We start from the raw sequence: 16,807 nt of genomic DNA, 5'->3' as shown, positions 1-16,807 counted from the left end.
GAGAGACTCCATGACTTCGACCCAGCCTGACGCCCCCGTCGAGACGGTCAGCACCAAGCGCCTCGAGGAAGAGGGCGAGATCGCCGCCGACTACCTCGAGGAGCTGCTCGACATCGCCGACCTCGACGGCGACATCGACATCGACATCGACCACGGCCGCGCTGCCGTGGAGATCGTGTCCGAGGACCCCGCGGACCGTTCCCTCACGCGGCTCGCCGGCCCCGACGGAGAGGTCCTGGACGCGCTGCAGGAGCTGACCCGCTTGGCCGTGCAGGCGAAGACCGGTGAGCGCAGCCGCCTGATGCTCGATGTCGCGGGCTACCGAGCTGGTCGTCGGGCCGAGCTCGTGGCCGTCGCCAACGAGGCCATTGCTCGCGTTCAGGAGTCGGGCGTTGCTGTTGCCCTCGACGCGATGAACCCGTTCGAGCGCAAGGTCGTGCACGACGCCGTGGCCGCCGCGGGGATGTCCAGTGACTCCGATGGTGTCGAGCCCAATCGGCACGTGGTGATCCGGCCCGCTTAAGGGAGCTCCACTGCAGGGGATGTCACGAAGGGGCGGGCTCGGCGAGCCGGCCCCTTCGTCATGTGCGGCGATGACGCCGGACGCTGCATCGGCCGATCTGCGGGTGCTTCCGTCTTCCGGCCCCTGGCCGCGAGGTTCGCCGGACCGTGTTCCACGTGAAACATGCCGGTCGGAGATCGGAAGGGTGTGGCGCTCGAGTCGGATTCGTGGTCGCCAGTCGGCGCGGAGCTGCGTTGGACCTGCCGCGAGCATGTGCCGGCGGGTGGCGGAACCCGCCGGGTCACGGTCGTAGGGCTCGAGAGGGCGTCGCGCCGACCTGCGGCTCCAGCCGCCGACGAGGTGGACGCGTGAGCCCGGCCGCCGGCAGCACGGGGATGTAGGGGTCGACTGGACGGGGCCGATGTATGCACCGAGTTCGGCGGGCCAGATGACGCGAGGGGCCGCGGTGCCGTCGAGCCCACGGCCCGCCCGCGTCGCGCAGGACGGTCCTCGCTCGGGGTCATATCCAACGGTCGGATCAGCCCGTGTTTCACGTGGAACATCGGGAAGCCCGAGTGGCGGGGAACCGTCGACCGGACGTGATGTTGCACGGCTGTGGCCTGGGCGGGTGGCCTTGACGTCCCTAGTCGTCCGCTGGGGCGTATGCACGGACGGTTCGCGGTGACCGACGCGTCGATCCCCGACGTAGTCGGCGACCGCGGCCCATCGGCGAGGACGTGCCGTGGTTCACCAGCACGCGCGGGGCCGTGACCCGCGCCGGCAACCGGCGTGCCCGCGACGGCTGTGGAGGGCGCCGATTTTCTGCTCCGGCCCGGGTCCGGTAGGTGCGCGGCCTGAACGACGCGCTTCCCGCTTTCGTGACGCCGCAGTGCTGCGGGTGTGCGACCGCCGACCAGCGCCACACCATGCTCGAGCGGATCGCGACGGCGGCGGCGCTGCTCTGGCTGGACGAACTCGCCAAGGTCGGGAGCTCTTAGTGAGCTCCCCGCCGGGTGTGGCGGCTAACCAAATGGGTTCGTCCGGATGCACGTTGTCATGTTCGAGCCGCCTGCCAACCGGCGTGGGGTGCGAGATCGGTCCGGTGGGCCAGTGGAGTTTCACGTGAAACACGTCCGCGTGGCCGGCTGTGCGTAAGGGCGGACGGCGCCAACCGGGTGCCGCAGTTCCGCCGCCAACTGAAGACATCACCGCGGTGGCGGTTGCCACTCGAGGCCCTCCGTGGAGGGAATTCTGGATCAGCGCGATCCCGGATGACGATCACGAGGCCGACGATGGACGGCGACCACGCGGAACCGCCCTGGCACCTGGTTGCGCGCCCGGGCCCCTCACCAGCCTGGCGTCGAGGGAGAGGGCCCTCTAGGGGCGTGCATCGACATGTCCCGGCGTACGAGCAGGCATCGCGATCGCCATGGAGCGAGGAAGTTGGGCTGAGGGGCCGAGCCTTTGACGGGCGCGGCACCGGAAAGGATGCGGGAGCGTCAGCTCAGCCATGCGCGCCATCGTCGACGGCCCGCGGTGCGCGCTGCAGCCCTTTGACGCCGCGCCGTCCAGACGTCTCCGTCCGTGCTCGATCGTCAGATATCTGGAGTTCTCCGTACTGCTGCGTCGCCGCATGGGTCAGGTGGCTCGAACCGTGCCGCGTGTTGGGCGGTCGCGGTGGGACCGTTGGCTGGCGATGCAGGGCCACGGCGCCGGTCTTCGGCAGCAACCATCTGTCGGTGAGTGCGAGCGGCCATCAACTGCTTAGGGGCGTTCCCCACGTCGCGTCCACAGGACACGGCGAGGGGCAGGGGCACACGGGCGGCCGCACGGTACGGTAGGTCGTCGCCGAGCCGGTGGAGAGATCTTCGGGACGGTGGCGCTGTGGTTCGACAGCAGCGCGCAGAGCGCGTTTCACGTGAAACCAGGGGGTCCAGAAGGTGACGGAAGCTCGGTCGGCAGACGTCGACGGAGCCGACCCCCTGGACGGAGATCCTCGTGTGGAGCACTACTTCGGCAGCGCATGGCCGGACATCCTGGGCTTCCACGATCTCCTGGTTCGCGAAGGTGAGCTTCGTGGGCTGATCGGGCCCAGGGAGCTCTCGCGGCTGTGGGAGAGGCACATCCTGAACTCCGCCGCCGTGGTGCCGTTTTTGCCGTCGCAGGGTCGAGTGATTGATCTCGGCAGCGGAGCCGGCCTACCCGGGGTCGTGGTCGCGGCAATGTTGCCCGAGGTCGAGGTCATGCTGCTCGAGCCGATGGAGCGACGGACCGACTGGCTGAGCGAGGTGGCCGAGACACTGCGTCTCCCGAACATCGTCGTGCGACGGGGCCGAGCGCAGGACGAGCACGGGCGGCTCACCGCAGACGCCGTGACGGTCCGTGCGGTTGCCTCCCTCGACAAGCTCTACCGCTGGGCACTGCCGCTGCTTCGCGCCGGGGGTTCGCTGGTGGCGCTGAAGGGTGGTCGGGCGGAGGAAGAGATCGAAGCGGCGAAGCACGTCGGCCGCAAGCTCGGCGCCGGGGCGGCCTCTGTGGTCGATGCCCCGACGATCGAGGGACTGGAGATGACGACGGTGGTCCGCGTCGTACGGGAGGCTGTGCCTGGTGTTCGGTAGGAAGAAGCGGCGTCACGACGACGCAGCGATCGACGAGTCCACTCCGGGTCAGCTTGAGGCGGAGGAGGCGGTGTCGTCTGCTCAGTCCCAAGCACCGACGTCCTCCGCAGCCGCCACAGCACCAGCACGATTCGGTGGTGGATTGTCGGCTGCGGCGTACACCGCAAGCGCTGACGGTGGCATTGCCAGCTCGGCTCCCACGAGCGGGCATACAACGTCAGGTCCTGCTGGTCCCGCGACGGGCTCGGCGGGCCCGCGCGTCTTCGCGCCAGCACCCGCACCCGTGCCGGAGCGGACGCCCGCAAACTTCGCGTCGCCGGATGCGCCAGTGTCGCGCGACGGCTCGCCAGCCCTGGCATCAGCGCCTGCAAGCCCTGCCTCGTTCGTCGGTGGCTCGGTTACCTCGGACCGTCGGCAGGACGAGCGGCATGCGGGCGACTCCGCGTCACGTGAGACGGCAGGGCCTGGGGTCGGCAGAGCTTCCGGGCCTGCGACGCCGGGCGCACCCTACGATCGCGCAACTTCCTCTGATCCTCGGTCGGATGAAAGCCATCACGGCACTTCTGTTTCACGTGAAACGACAGGTCCCACAGACGACAGCGCGCTCATGTCAGCGACGCCGAGGGCACCTCACGACCACGCTCTGGCCTCAGACCCTCGGCTGGACGAGAGAAGCGACGACATTTCCGTTTCACGTGAAACGACAGGGCCGGGAGGGGACACAGGACCTGCGGCTAGCGCTGCCCCTGGCGTCGCATCCTCATCGGACGCCTCGCGGGACGAGCAGGAAACGGCCGACGTCGTTTCACGTGAAACAGCCGCGGCGGACGCCAACCGCAATCCCGAGCCGGCCACGTTCCCGGCGAGAGATGGTGGTGCGCCCTCCTCAGCAGCTCGGCATCCCGACCACGAAGGTGGCGACGTCGTTTCACGTGAAACGACCACGGTGTCCTCTCCGTCCGATATGGGCCGGGCCGGCGCAGCCGGGACGCCGACGCGCGAGGGGGAGCCTGGTGCCGGAGACGGCGCTACGCATGACACCATCGCGCCCATGGCGCCGCGACACGAACTCGACCCGGAGGAGAGTCGCCGTGCTGCGCTCGTCGAGAGCCTGCCGGTGGTCACGGACGACACACCGCTGATGGCAGAGCTCAAGCAGGACGCCCGCCGCCGCATCGAGCTCCGTGGCCGTAGGTTCCCGCGTCCACCGCAGACCCGCGTGATCACCGTGGCGAACCAGAAGGGTGGCGTCGGCAAGACCACGACGACGGTGAACCTCGCGGCGGCACTCGCACAGGCCGGTCTGAACGTCCTGGTCCTCGACAACGACCCGCAGGGCAACGCGTCCACGGCACTCGGCGTGGAGCACCGCGCGGGCACACCGTCGATCTACGAGGTCCTGGTGGACGGCGCGCCCATGGCAGATGCGGTGCAGGAGAGCCCCGACGTCCCGAACCTGTGGTGCCTGCCGGCCACGATTGACCTGTCGGGTGCCGAGATCGAGCTCGTGTCGATGGTCGCCCGTGAGACCCGCCTCAGGAACGCCCTCGACGCGTACCTCGATTGGCGGATCGCCAACGGCCAGTCGCGCATCGACTACGTGTTCGTCGACTGCCCGCCCAGCCTGGGGTTGTTGACCGTGAACGCCTTCGTCGTCGCACGCGAGGTCCTCATCCCGATCCAGTGCGAGTACTACGCCCTGGAGGGCCTGAGTCAGCTGCTCAAGACCATCCAGCTCATCCAGGCGCACCTGAACCCGAGGCTGCACGTCTCGACGATCCTGCTCACCATGTATGACGCGCGGACCAACCTCGCGCAGCAGGTTGCCACCGAGGTCAGGACCCACTTCCCGGAGCGAACCCTCCGGACGACGGTCCCACGCTCCGTCCGGATCTCCGAGGCGCCGAGCTACGGCCAGACGGTCATGACCTACGACCCCGGGTCGTCGGGCGCGCTCGCCTACCTGGAGGCTGCCCGTGAGGTGGCGGAGCGGGGTGCCGCCGGCGTCGACGACGCCGGTACCGACGTGTCCTCTCAGAGGGATCAGACCAACGGGCAGCCGTCCGGCGCGCCCGCCCAGCAGGTACACCACGAGCACCAGCCGGCCGCGGCCGCGCTTCAGGAGGAACAGTGAGCGAGAAGCGACGCGGCTTGGGTCGAGGTCTGGGAGCCCTCATCCCGACCGGGCTCGACGGCCAGCGGCCCACGGGGGCCGAACGACCGGTGGACGTGTTCTTCCCCGACCCGAAGCGCGACAACGGTGACGGTTCCGCCGTCACCGGAAGCGCCGTGACGGCCGTGCTCACCGAGGCCCCGCCGGCCGAGGCGCAGACGAGTCCTGTCGAGGGCGTGGCTCTTCCGTCGACGGGCACGGTCGACGGCGTCGAGTCGACGAGCGCCGAGCCGGCCGAGAGGTCGTCCACGGAGGGAGGCCCGAGGGATGAGGCTTCGGCACCGGTGGGCGGCAGCGCGGCTGTCACGCCGTCGCCGGTGGATGGGACCTCGGACGGCCTCGTCCCCGTGCCGGGCGCGCGGTTCGCCGAGCTGCCGGTCGGGGAGATCCGCCCGAACCCGAAGCAGCCGCGCACGGTCTTCGACGAGGACGCGCTCGACGAGCTGGTCGGATCCATCCGCGAGGTCGGCGTGCTCCAGCCGATCGTGGTGCGCGACGCCGGCGACGGCTACGAGCTCATCATGGGTGAGCGTCGCTGGCGCGCGACGCAGGCAGCCGGTCTGGCGACGATCCCCGCCATCATCCGCGACACGGAGGACGGGGACCTGCTGCGCGACGCGCTGCTGGAGAACCTCCACCGGTCGGAGCTGAACCCGCTGGAGGAGGCAGCCGCGTATCAGCAGCTGCTCGACGACTTCGGCTGCACGCACGAGCAGCTGGCGACGCGCATCCAGCGGTCCCGCCCGCAGATCTCCAACACGCTGCGCCTGCTCAAGCTGCCGCCGCTGGTCCAGCGCCGGGTCGCCGCCGGCGTGCTGTCCGCCGGTCACGCCCGGGCACTGCTGGGGCTGAACGACGGCGCGGCGATCGAGCGCCTCGCCCAGCGCATCGTGGCGGAGGGCCTGTCGGTCCGCGCGGTGGAGGAGATCGTGTCGCTCGGGGGCGACGGCGAGCCCACCCCGCGGCGCGCTGCGCCGCGCGCCGGTGTGAAGAACGAGGCCCTGGACCACCTGGCAGCGCGCCTGTCCGACCGGTTCGACACGCGCGTCAAGGTGAGCCTGGGCAAGTCCCGCGGACGGCTGACGGTCGAGTTCGCCTCCGTGCAGGACCTCAACCGGATCCTCGCGAGCCTCGCGCCGGAGGACCCGGGCCTGCTGAAGGGCTGAGAAAGTACATGTGTCGAGCGACATTACGTACATAAAGGCCGTTCCTGCAGGTCAGCGAGCTAACGCAGCCTCGATCAACGCTCGGTACAGCTGACCGAGCGGGAGACCTGCGGCCTCCGCGGCCTGCGGGAGCAGCGACGTCTCGGTCATGCCCGGGGCGACGTTCACCTCGAGGAACCAGACGGTGCCCTCGCCGTCGATGATCAGGTCTGTCCGCGACAGACCGTCGAGCCCGAGGGCGCGATGGGCGGCGACGGCGACGTCGGCGACCTGCCCTGCGAGGTCGGCGGACAGCCTGGCCGGCGCGAAGTACTCGGTCCGGCCCGGGTTGTAGCGGGCGTCGAAGTCGTAGGGCCCGTCGGTCACGATCTCCACGGCGGGGAGCGCAACGGGTCCGTCGCCGGTGTCGACCACGCTCACGGCCACCTCGGTGCCGGCGACGGCTCGTTCGACGAGGGCGGTGTCGCTGTAGGCGAAGCAGTCGACCATCGCCTGGGGGAGCACCTCTTCGTTGGTCACCAGCGTGACGCCCAGCGCGGAACCACCACGGGACGGCTTGACGACGACCGGCAGACCGAGGCGTCGAACGATGCCGTCGAGGACCTGGCGTGCGCCGAGCTCGCGGAAGAGGGACTGCGGGAGCGTCACGAAGTCGGGCGTCGCCAGGCCGGCGCGCGCGGCCACCGTCTTGGCGATCGGCTTGCTCCAGGCGATCCGGCTCTCCCTCGGGCCGGTGCCCAGGAGGCGGAGGCCCAGCATCTGCACGACGTCGCGCACGGAGCCGTCCTCGCCGCTGGTCCCGTGCAGCAGGGGCCAGACGATGTCGGGCTGCAGCTGGACGAGCGCCGGGACCAGGTCGGCGTCGACATCGTGCACCGAGACGTCGACCCCGACGGAGCGGAGCGCGTCGGCCACGCGGCGGCCCGAGCGCACGGAGACGTCACGCTCGTGGGAGAGGCCCCCGGCGAGGACGACGACTCGGGGGGACGGGGTGGTGGTCACGGCTGGACGGCTCCGAGCAAGAGGTGAGCGGACGACACGGGCGGGACGACGTGGAGGTGCGAACGGCGACGAACGTGCAGCTCAGAGGGCATCGGGCGCCGGCGACTGGACGTCGCGCTGACCCGTCGACCCGGTGGTGCCGAAGAGCTCGACGAGCTCACGCTCGCCGGCGACGACGCCCGCGAGCCGTCGGACGCCCTCTCGGATGCGCTCGGGCGTCGGGTAGCAGAACGACAGCCGCATGTGGTCGGCGCCGGACCCGTCGAAGTAGAACGCGGTGCCGGGCACGTACGCGACCCGCGCGGTGACGGCTCGCGGCAGCATGTCCTTCGCGTCGAGCCCGTCGGGAAGCCGCACCCAGGTGTAGAAACCACCGTCGGGGACGTTCCACGTGGCGTCGGGGAGATGTTCGGCGAGGGCGGCCACCATGGCGTCGCGCCGCTCGCGGTACTGCTCCCGGTAGGACTTGATCTGGCCCTGCCAGTCGCAGGTGGCCAGGTACGTCGAGATGGCGATCTGCGAGGCGTTCGACGGGCACAGGATCGCGGACTCGCTGGCCAGGACGAGCTTCTCGCGGACGGCGTGGGGCGCCACCACCCAGCCGACGCGGTAGCCGGGCGCGAAGGTCTTGGAGAACGAGCCGAGGTAGAGCACACCGTCGTCGTCGAGCGAACGCATCGCGGGGCGGGGGTCGCCCGAGAAGCCGAGCAGGCCGTACGGGTTGTCCTCGAGGACCAGGACGCCGTAGCGCTGGGCGATCGCGAGCACCTCGGGACGTCGGGAGACCGAGAGCGAGACGCCGGCGGGGTTGTGGAAGTTGGGCACGGTGTAGAGGAACTTGACCCGACGCCCCTCGCGGGCGAGTGCGGCGAGCGTCGACTCCAGCGCCGCGGGGATCAGGCCTTCGGCGTCGATCGGCACGTGCACGACGTCGGCCTGGTACGCGCGGAACACGCCGAGCGCGCCGACGTACGACGGCGCCTCCGCCACGACCACGTCGCCCGGGTCGATGAAGATGCGCGTGACCAGGTCGAGCGCCTGCTGGGAGCCGGTGGTGACCACGACATCGTCGGGGTGCGCGTCGATGCCTTCGAGCGCCATGACGTCGAGGATCTGCTCGCGGAGCGTCTCGTCGCCCTGGCCGGAGCCGTACTGGAGAGCCTGCAGCCCGCGCGTGGCGACGACGCGCTGCGCCAGGTCGCCCAAGATGTCGAGCGGGAGGCCCTCGAGGAACGGCATGCCGCCGGCGAGGGAGACGACCTCGGGACGGTTGGCGACCGCGAACAGGGCGCGGATCTCGCTGGAGCGCATGCCGTGCGTGCGTTCGGCGTAGGCGCCGAGCCAGCGGTCGAGGCGCGTTCCGGTGCCGGCGGCGGAGGACGTGGGGGGGCCCGACGTCTCGCCGTCGGGAACGGGGTGCGCTGTCATGCACCCGAGTTTCGCACGCGACCGACGATGGACCGTGCACCGTCCCCACGACACGAGAGCCCCCTGCCATGCGGCAGAGGGCTCTCGAGCGGAGTGATCAGACGGACGCGAGGACGCTCTCGATGTCCTCGGCGATCATCGACTTGGGCCGTGCGCCGACCACGGACTTCACCAGCTCACCGCCCGCGTAGAAGTTGAGCGTGGGAATCGAGACGATGCCGTAGTCGCCCGTGACCTGCGGGTTCTCGTCCGAGTTGAGCTTGACGATCTTCACGCGGCCGGCGTACTGCGCGGCGAGCTCCTCGAGCACCGGGGCGACCATGCGGCACGGGCCGCACCACGGCGCCCAGAAGTCGACGATCACGGGGACCGTCGAGTCGAGCACCTCGGCCTGGAACGTGGCGTCGGTGACGGGGGCGGTGGTGCTCATCGGATCTCCTGCACGTAGGACTCGATCGGAGGGACGGGTGCGACGAGGTCACCCAGCGACGCCAGGAAGTGCTGGGCGTCGAGGGCCGCGGCGCAGCCGGAGCCGGCGGCGGTGATCGCCTGGCGGTACGTGTGGTCGACGAGGTCACCGCAGGCGAAGACGCCCGTGAGGTTGGTCGCCGTGGAGCGGCCGATCACCTGCACGTACCCCTCGTCGTCCAGGTCGACCTGCCCCTTGACCAGCTCGGAGCGCGGGACGTGTCCGATGGCGACGAACACGCCGGTCGCGGGGTGCTCGCGGGTCTCGCCCGTGATCGTGTCGCGCAGGGTCACGCCGGTGACCTTGTTCTCGCCGTGGATCGCGACGACCTCGGTGTTCCACGCGAACTCGATCTTCGGGTCGTTCTTGGCGCGGTCGGCCATGATCTTGGAGGCGCGCAGCTCGTCGCGACGGACCACCATGGTCACGCGCTTGCCGAAACGCGTGAGGAACGTGGCCTCCTCGACGGCCGAGTCACCGCCGCCGACCACGATGATCTCCTGGTCGCGGAAGAAGAACCCGTCGCAGGTGGCGCACCACGACACGCCGCGGCCCGACATGCGCTTCTCGTCGTCGAGACCCAGCTCGCGGTAGGCGGAGCCGGTGGCGAGGATGACGGCCCGCGCCTGGAAGGTCTCGCCGCCGAGCGTCTCGATGGTCTTGATCTCGCCGGTCAGGTCGAGCGACGAGGCGTCGTCCCACAGGACCTCGGCGCCGAACTTCTCGGCCTGCTTCTGGAGGCCGTCCATGAGCTCGGGGCCCTGGATGCCGTCGGGGAAGCCGGGGAAGTTCTCCACCTCGGTGGTGTTCATCAGCGCGCCACCGGCGGTGACGGAACCGGCGATGACGAGGGGCGCCAGGCCCGCACGGGCCGCGTAGATCGCGGCGGTGTAGCCGGCCGGGCCCGAGCCGACGATGACGAGATCGCGGATGGTGGTGGACTGCTCGGTCACGGGGACTTCCTTGCGGCTCGACATGCCGGAGGGGGTCCGGCGGGGGCTGACGGGATCAACCGATCCTAGGCGGGATCTGTTCCGGATCCCGCGTCAGGACGCCTCAGGAGAGGGCGATCTCCGTGAGCTCGAGGCGGAAGGATCCGTCGGGCATCGTGGGGAGCTCGGTGATCCACAGGACCAGGCTCTGCGTCTCGGTGGCCGGGTTGAGCGTGAAGACGGAGTCGGGGCCGAACGGACCGGACGCCAGCACCGGGCCCGTGGTCGGGTTGGCCGCGTCCGTCGCGCGGATCTCGACGTTGCCGCCGGTGGCGTTGGAGTGCAGCGTCACCGTGCTGACGGTCGTCTTCGTCGTGAGCGTGATCGCGTAGCCGACGGCGTCCTTGAACCCGGCGAAGTCGGCCCGCTTGTACGTCTGGGTGTACCAGAACGTCGTCGGGTCGCCGTCGAACGCCTTGGCGACGTCCTCCTGGTGCTCCCCGTCCGTGTCGGACGGGTCGATCGAGGTGGCCGACGCGATGACCGGCGGTCCACCCGCGGGCGCAGCGGGCTCGGACGGAGGTGGTGCAGCGGCGCCCTCCGTCGGTGCCGCACTCGCCGCCACGGAGGTGCTCTGGGACGACTCGCCGGCCGGTGACCCGGTGGGCGACGTCGACGCGAACAGGGCCTTGAACGCCAGGACGACGCCGATGACCACGGCGATGGCGACGAGCATCAGCACCAGAGCGGTCGGGTCGAACCGGAGCCTCGTCCGCCGGGGTGCCTCGTCCGCACCGATGACCTCGCCGAAGTCGAAGGCCGACGTCGACTCGACCGGAGGCGGCGGAACAGGCGCTGGAGCAGGCGGGACCGGAGGAGGTGACGCCGGCGGCACGGACGGCGGCGCGCTCTGCGCGACGGGCCGACGGATCACGGTCGGCACGACCGGCGGCGCGGGTTGCGGGGTGGGCGGGAGCGCCGCGGTGGCGGCGACCGCGAGTCCGAGCCCGCTCGGCGGCGTGTCGTCGGTGGGGCCGACGCCGAGCGACCCGGCGCGTGCGGGGGTGGCCGGCGGGGGCGTGCCGGGCCGGTTGGCGCCCGCGGGGTTCTGCTGCTGGAACGCGGTCCGCACCGACTGCCGCTGCACGACGACGGGCGCCGTGTCCTGCTGGTCGTCCTCGTCGGCCACGGGTACTCCTCCGCCGGGGGCTGCCGCGCCGGTCGGGGGGAACTGGGCAGCGGCGACCGCGCCTCCCACGGGTGCGCCCTCGCCACCGGTCGCCCGGATCTCACCCCACGGCTCGAGCTCGCGCACCAGCTCGCCGGGGCTGTGCGGGCCGTCGTCGTTCGGGCCCAGCGTGACGACGCACAGCGTGTCCAGGTCGTTGGGCACGCCCGGGACCAGGTCGGCAGGCGCGACGGGCGAGCCGTCGACCACCGGCGCCGGCGGGAGCGTCTCCCCGCCGGGAGTCTGGGGCGCGCGCGGGTCGGCGGGCCACAGCCCGGTGAGGGCGGCGTACAGGAGCCGCACGAGCCCGACCGCGTCGGCGCGCGTGGTGGACCGGGCGTCACCGCCGGAGTCGCCCAGCAGCGCGGCATCGAGCGCGAGCCCGCCAAGGAGGACGCGCCCGTCGGGGCTCACGTGCAGGACGGAGGGCCGCAGCGCGAGGTGGTGGACGCCGCGCCGACGGGCGACCTCGAGCGCCGAGGCAGCCTCGCCGACGACCGCTCGGGCCTGGTCGGCGGTCAGCGGTGCCTGGGCGACCAGGCGCGCGAGCGACGGACCCACCAGCTGCTCCGAGACCACGTAGCCGTAGCCCTCGTGCGTGCCGACGTCGAGGACGCGGACCAGCCGGGCGTCCGTGACCAGCGCCGCGCGTCGGGCCGCGTCGAGGGCGGGTGCGACGGCGCCGTGCTCGAGGATGCGGACCCGGACGGGACGGTCGAGGATCTGGTCGGTGGCCTGCCACGCGCTGGCGCCCTCGAGGTCGGAGACCACCGGGGCGAGCACGCGGTAGCGGCCCGCGAGCACCGTGCCTCGTCCGACGACCTCGCTCACCAGCACCTCCGTGTCGATCCTCCGCACGAGCACCCGCCCGACCACCTGCATGCTAGACGTGCCAGATCAGCGGCGTCCTCCGCGGAGGCGACCCGTTCCGGGGATCCGGGCGAGCAGGGGCCCCAGCAGCTGGTCCAGCTCGCGGACCCGGAGCACCCGGAGCCCCCCGAGGTAGACGAGGCCCATGACGGTGCCGACGGCGACACACTCGATGATCGACGCGAGGTGGCCGCCCGGGAGGGTGTTGGCCAGCACCAGCTGGAGGGCCAGGCCGATCGCGGCCGCGGCGATCCCCGCGAGCAGGGCGCGCGCGTGGACCTGCACGACGTGGGGGCCGTCAACCGTGCCGAGTCGCCGGCGCAGGTGCCACAGGGCCAGCGCGGTGCCGACGAAGTACGACACGCTCATGGCCAACCCGGCACCCGCCACCCAGTGCGACGGGCTCAGGAGCGCTCGCCCCACGAGCGTGCCGACGACGACGACGGCGGCCATGACCACCTGGATCGGCACCATGCCGCGCGCGTCCTCGTACGCGTAGTAGACGCGCTGGCACATCGACCACGCACCGAAGGCCGAGAGGCCGAGGATCATCGTCAGCACCACGCCGGCGACCGCGTGCGCGGCACCCGGGGTGGCCGTCCAGAGCACGAGCTGCGTGATCGGGGTGACCAGGACGGCGACGACCGCGGTCGCCGCGATGGTGAAGATGCCGACCACGCGGAGGCCGGACGAGAGCGTGGCGCGCACCCCGTCGACGTCGGCGTCGTGCGCTTGCGCGGAGAGCCGCGTGAAGAGCGCCGTCGCCAGCGACACGGTGACCAGCGAGTGCGGCAGCATGAAGATGAGGAACGCGTAGTCGTAGGCCGCGTTGCCGGCGATCGCCCCCGGCGCGGCGCACGCGACGGCGTCCGCGCCGGCAGCGGCGCCGGGCGCCTGGGAGGCGACCCGCGACACCACGATGTAGCCGAGCTGCCCCACGGTCAGGCCGATCAGGGTCCAGGTGGCGACGTTCCCCGCCCGACCCAGCCCCGAGCCCCGCAGGCCCCAGCGCGGCCGGTAGTGCACCCCGGCGCGGCGCAGCGAGGGGATGAGCACGACGGCCTGCGCCACGACACCGAGCGTGGCGGCGCCGGCGAGGAGGGCCACCTGACCGCTGGTCCACGTGGCCGCGACCTCGACGTCGGTGTGCTTGGCGACGCCGAACACCCAGATGAAGACGCCGAAGCCCGCGATGGAGACGACGTTGTTCACGACCGGCGCCCACATGTACGGTCCGAACGAGCCGCGGGCGTTGAGCACCTGGCCGAGGAGCGCGTACGCGCCGTAGAAGAACAGCTGCGGGATGCACCAGTAGGCGAACGTCGTCGCGAGCCCGGTCTGGGACTGGCTGCACGGGTCGGAGTAGAGCCGGACCAGCAGCGGCGCCGCGACGGTGAGCACCAGCGAGGCGCCGGCCAGCACGACGAACCCGAAGGTGAGGAGCCGGTCCACGTACTCCTGGCCCGCGGCCCGTCGGTAGGCGCGGACCACCTGGGGGACGAGGATCGCGTTGAGGACGCCGCCGGCGAGCAGCATGTAGAGCACGTTCGGGAGCTTGTTGGCGACGGCGAACGCGTCGGCGGCCTGACCGACCGCCCCGATCGCCGCGACGAGCACCATGCCGCGCAGCAGTCCGAGCATCCTCGACGCCGCGGTGCCGGACGCCATCAGGGCGGCGCCGCGGCGCACGCCTCCGTCGGTCGGTTCGCTCATCGCGCGTCCCGTTCGTCGTCGGGCGTGCCGCCGAGCAGCGGGAGCGACACCGGGGCGTCCGACTCCGCCACGCTCGTGGCGCCGCGCCGTGCGCTCTGGCCGCGTCGGACCGTCCGGACGATGCCGAGGACGAGCCCGAGCGCGAGCAGGACCCCGACCACGACGGTGCCGATGCTCTCGATGGTGGGCGCGACCTGCGCGGTGAACCGCACGGTCGGCGACACGGGAAGGCCGTCGGTGGCCGTGAGCCGTGCGGTGACGACGACCGAGCAGTTCGCGCGCGCGTGCAGCGGGATCCGGACGTTCGCCTCGCTCTGCGCCTCGACGGTCACCGGGGCGACGTCGCCGACCTCGAGGCACGCCTTGCGGGGCGTGACGTCGAGCACGACCGTCGCGGGGACCGCGAGGGCGTTGCGCACGACGACCGGCAGCTCGCTGTCCGCGGCCACCACCCGCTTGTCGCTGACCTTGGCGATGCTCAGACCCGTGGTGCGCGCGTCGACGTCTGCGATGACCGAGGTCACCAGGGCGTCACGTCCCACGGGGTCCGCGCGCCAGGCGACGGACAGCGGCGCCAGCACCGACGTGTCCACGCCGTCGAGCAGCAGATCGGGCTCGCTGGTGACGCTGGCGAAGGCCACCGCGCGGTCCCGCGCGTCGGCGAGGGCGCGGACGCTGGCGGGCGCGAGCTCGTCGACAGCCACGGAGTCCGCCGGCAGGGTGGTCTTCGACGGGTTGCGGGCCGCGTCCAGCAGCGCGGCGACCGGGGTGACGCGCACCCACGGGGTGCTCTGCAGGGCAGCGACCAGGGCGGTGACGTTGGCCAGGTCCGGCTCCCACGCGCGGTCCGGCGCGAGCAGCATGCGCGGCGGGTCGTTGCTCTCGCGGCTGATGACCGCCAGCTCCGCGAGGGCGCGCTGCACGGTGGTCGCGGTGGTCGCGCCGGGGTCGACGTCCTGCGGCGCGGTCAGCAGCCGGGTCAGGGTGGCGTCCGGGCCGAGGGTGGCGACCGACCCCGCGGCCGTGTGCGCGGACGCGCGGGCGTCTGGGGTCTCGCGGGCCTCGGCGTCGGTCCGGGGCGGGAGCACGAGCAGGTCGGCGCCCACCTGCGAGGTCACCGCGGCGGTGGTCTGGTCGGGCAGCTCGTCGCCGGGCGACCACAGCAGACCGTCGGAGGTGGTGAGGTCGGGTATCCCGGTCTGGGCGGTGCGGTCGACGGCCACCTGGACGAGGCCGGGGTCTCCCGCGTGGGCGGCCGCTGCGATGTCCGGGTCCGACCACGGGAGCGCGACGACGTCGTGCCCGCGCAGCTCGTCGGTCAGGTCCGTGGCCCATGTGCGGGTCTGGTCGGTGCCCGCCGCGGCGTCGGAGAGCAGGGCAGGGTCGACCGCCACCCCGATGTCCGGGTCGGTGGCCACCGCCTCCGACAGGCCGCGCAGCCGACCACCCGGTGCAGTGAGCCGGTCGAGGGAGGCCACGGTCTGCTCATCGGGACCCGTGCCGTCCTCCGCCTGCACCGGCGCCGACGGCGGGCCGACCGCCGGCACGAGGATCGACACCGGCGTCTGCGGGACGTCGTCGGTGGTGAGCCACAGCAGGAACGTGCGCTGCAGGCCGACGCGCTCGGACCCGTCGAGCGCCTCGACCACCAGGCCGCGCGGCCCCCACGTGTCGGCGCCGTCCAGTAGGCGAATGCTCGACGCCGGCACGACGAGCTCGACGGTCGCGCTCGCCCCCGGGAGGAGCGGCGCCGGGACCGGCGCGGTCGCCACCGACGACGTCCGGCTCAAGCCCGTGGTGCCCGCGGTCGACCAGGCCTCGACCTCGGCACGCGTGCTGACGCGGAACCGGCTGAGGCGGAGCGACGCGGACGGCCGCTCGATCTGGGTGTCGCCGTCGTTGCGCAGCAGCGCGCTCACGTGCAGCTCCTCGCCCGGCCGCAGCACGCTCGGCGACACCGACGTGATCTGCACGGAGACGGGCAGGTCGGGGTCGTCGGTCGCGGCGGCCGCGGGGACGGCGAGGCCCGCGAGCGCACCGGCGACGGCCAGGGCCGCGCACAGCACCCGGCGTCGCAGCGAGCGGGCGCTCATGCCTCGCCGACGAGCACGAGGAGTGCTGCCTCGGCGAGCCGACGTTCGTTCGGGTACGCGAGGATCTCGTGCAGATCGGCGACCGGGATCCAGGCCGCGTCCTCGGCCTCGCCGTCGGGGTCACCCTCGACGGTCAGCGACCCGCCGGTCGCGCCGAGCAGGAAGTGGTGCACCACCTTGTGCACGCGGCGGTCGTCGCCGCTGAACCAGTAGTCGATGACCCCGAGCCGGCGCAGGACCTCGCCCGTGATGCCCGTCTCCTCGGCGATCTCGCGCACCGCGGCCTGCTCCGGCGTCTCGTCGCCCTCGAGGTGCCCCTTGGGCAGGCACCACTCCAGGCGACCCGCGCGGTTGCGGCGGGCGATGACGGCCGCGTGGTCGACGCCCTCGCGGCGGCTGACCACGATGCCCCCGGCGGAGGTCTCGTCGACGACGGGCAGCGGGGCGGCCGGCACGCGGGCGAGCGTGTGCCGGGGGTCGATGCGCAGCGGATGACCGCCCGGCGGCGATGGGACGCCCCCGGGGACGGGTGGGTGCGCCGGGCTCGACATATCGACACTGTAACGACTTGGCTCGCCTGGTCCCGTCCGCACCGCGGCATACCCATGGCAGG

At 72.1% G+C, this 16,807-nt stretch carries 13 protein-coding genes; 5 read left to right on the top strand and 8 right to left on the bottom strand.

Annotation, left to right across the window (positions count from 1 at the left end):
- Positions 1-10: 10 nt before the first annotated feature.
- The 5 genes from AC1DQC_RS01470 to AC1DQC_RS01450 all read left to right on the top strand — a co-directional run bounded on the left by AC1DQC_RS01470 (position 11) and on the right by AC1DQC_RS01450 (position 6,459).
- Complete coding sequence (locus tag AC1DQC_RS01470; protein ID WP_477049453.1) at positions 11-523, top strand: Jag family protein; 513 nt, start codon at positions 11-13, stop codon at positions 521-523.
- Positions 524-1,347: 824 nt separating this feature from the next.
- Positions 1,348-1,500, top strand: coding sequence for a hypothetical protein (locus tag AC1DQC_RS01465; protein WP_477049452.1), 153 nt, complete (start codon positions 1,348-1,350; stop codon positions 1,498-1,500).
- 1,002 nt (positions 1,501-2,502) lie between these two features.
- Positions 2,503-3,120: a 16S rRNA (guanine(527)-N(7))-methyltransferase RsmG gene (rsmG, locus tag AC1DQC_RS01460; RefSeq protein ID WP_477049451.1), complete on the top strand. Its 618-nt coding sequence runs from the start codon at positions 2,503-2,505 to the stop codon at positions 3,118-3,120.
- A 607-nt stretch (positions 3,121-3,727) separates the two neighbouring features.
- Complete coding sequence (locus tag AC1DQC_RS01455) at positions 3,728-5,254, top strand: ParA family protein (RefSeq protein ID WP_477049450.1); 1,527 nt, start codon at positions 3,728-3,730, stop codon at positions 5,252-5,254.
- Positions 5,251-6,459 (top strand): ParB/RepB/Spo0J family partition protein, encoded by a 1,209-nt coding sequence (locus AC1DQC_RS01450; RefSeq protein WP_477049449.1) that lies wholly within the window; start codon positions 5,251-5,253, stop codon positions 6,457-6,459. The genes AC1DQC_RS01455 and AC1DQC_RS01450 overlap by 4 nt, the downstream gene beginning before the upstream one ends.
- A 51-nt stretch (positions 6,460-6,510) precedes the next feature.
- On the opposite strand, the gene AC1DQC_RS01445 is transcribed toward AC1DQC_RS01450, so the two are convergent.
- From AC1DQC_RS01445 to AC1DQC_RS01410, 8 genes are all read right to left on the bottom strand, one after another.
- Positions 6,511-7,461 (bottom strand): D-alanine--D-alanine ligase family protein, encoded by a 951-nt coding sequence (locus AC1DQC_RS01445; RefSeq protein WP_477049448.1) that lies wholly within the window; start codon positions 7,459-7,461, stop codon positions 6,511-6,513.
- Positions 7,462-7,542: 81 nt separating this feature from the next.
- Positions 7,543-8,889 (bottom strand): aminotransferase-like domain-containing protein, encoded by a 1,347-nt coding sequence (locus AC1DQC_RS01440; protein ID WP_477049447.1) that lies wholly within the window; start codon positions 8,887-8,889, stop codon positions 7,543-7,545.
- A gap of 97 nt (positions 8,890-8,986) precedes the next feature.
- Entirely contained in the window at positions 8,987-9,319 is a 333-nt protein-coding gene (gene trxA / locus AC1DQC_RS01435) for a thioredoxin (RefSeq protein ID WP_477049446.1), read from the bottom strand.
- Positions 9,316-10,311: a thioredoxin-disulfide reductase gene (trxB, locus tag AC1DQC_RS01430; RefSeq protein WP_477049445.1), complete on the bottom strand. Its 996-nt coding sequence runs from the start codon at positions 10,309-10,311 to the stop codon at positions 9,316-9,318. Before trxB ends, trxA begins: the two co-directional genes overlap by 4 nt.
- A gap of 103 nt (positions 10,312-10,414) precedes the next feature.
- Positions 10,415-12,349 (bottom strand): protein kinase family protein, encoded by a 1,935-nt coding sequence (locus AC1DQC_RS01425; RefSeq protein ID WP_477049444.1) that lies wholly within the window; start codon positions 12,347-12,349, stop codon positions 10,415-10,417.
- A 66-nt stretch (positions 12,350-12,415) separates the two neighbouring features.
- Entirely contained in the window at positions 12,416-14,101 is a 1,686-nt protein-coding gene (murJ, locus tag AC1DQC_RS01420) for a murein biosynthesis integral membrane protein MurJ (protein WP_477049443.1), read from the bottom strand.
- Entirely contained in the window at positions 14,098-16,194 is a 2,097-nt protein-coding gene (locus tag AC1DQC_RS01415) for a DUF6049 family protein (RefSeq protein WP_477049442.1), read from the bottom strand. Before AC1DQC_RS01415 ends, murJ begins: the two co-directional genes overlap by 4 nt.
- Positions 16,191-16,745 carry an NUDIX hydrolase gene (locus tag AC1DQC_RS01410; RefSeq protein ID WP_477049441.1) on the bottom strand — a complete coding sequence of 185 codons (555 nt, stop codon included), beginning with the start codon at positions 16,743-16,745 and terminating at the stop codon, positions 16,191-16,193. The genes AC1DQC_RS01415 and AC1DQC_RS01410 overlap by 4 nt, the downstream gene beginning before the upstream one ends.
- Between the last annotated feature and the right edge of the window lie 62 nt (positions 16,746-16,807).

The organism is Cellulomonas sp. P4_H12 (genome assembly GCF_056400905.1).
The sequence above is the reverse complement of the archived record's forward strand: the minus strand, read 5'-3'. Positions and strand labels throughout refer to the sequence as shown.

Bases quoted from the DNA above. Each gene is read 5' to 3' on its own strand.
- murJ (WP_477049443.1), bottom strand. From the start codon at position 14,101: ATGAGCGAACCGACCGACGGAGGCGTGCGCCGCGGCGCCGCCCTGATG.
- AC1DQC_RS01415 (WP_477049442.1), bottom strand. From the start codon at position 16,194: ATGAGCGCCCGCTCGCTGCGACGCCGGGTGCTGTGCGCGGCCCTGGCC.
- AC1DQC_RS01440 (WP_477049447.1), bottom strand. From the start codon at position 8,889: ATGACAGCGCACCCCGTTCCCGACGGCGAGACGTCGGGCCCCCCCACG.
- AC1DQC_RS01470 (WP_477049453.1), top strand. From the start codon at position 11: ATGACTTCGACCCAGCCTGACGCCCCCGTCGAGACGGTCAGCACCAAG.
- AC1DQC_RS01410 (WP_477049441.1), bottom strand. From the start codon at position 16,745: ATGTCGAGCCCGGCGCACCCACCCGTCCCCGGGGGCGTCCCATCGCCG.
- trxA (WP_477049446.1), bottom strand. From the start codon at position 9,319: ATGAGCACCACCGCCCCCGTCACCGACGCCACGTTCCAGGCCGAGGTG.
- AC1DQC_RS01455 (WP_477049450.1), top strand. From the start codon at position 3,728: ATGTCAGCGACGCCGAGGGCACCTCACGACCACGCTCTGGCCTCAGAC.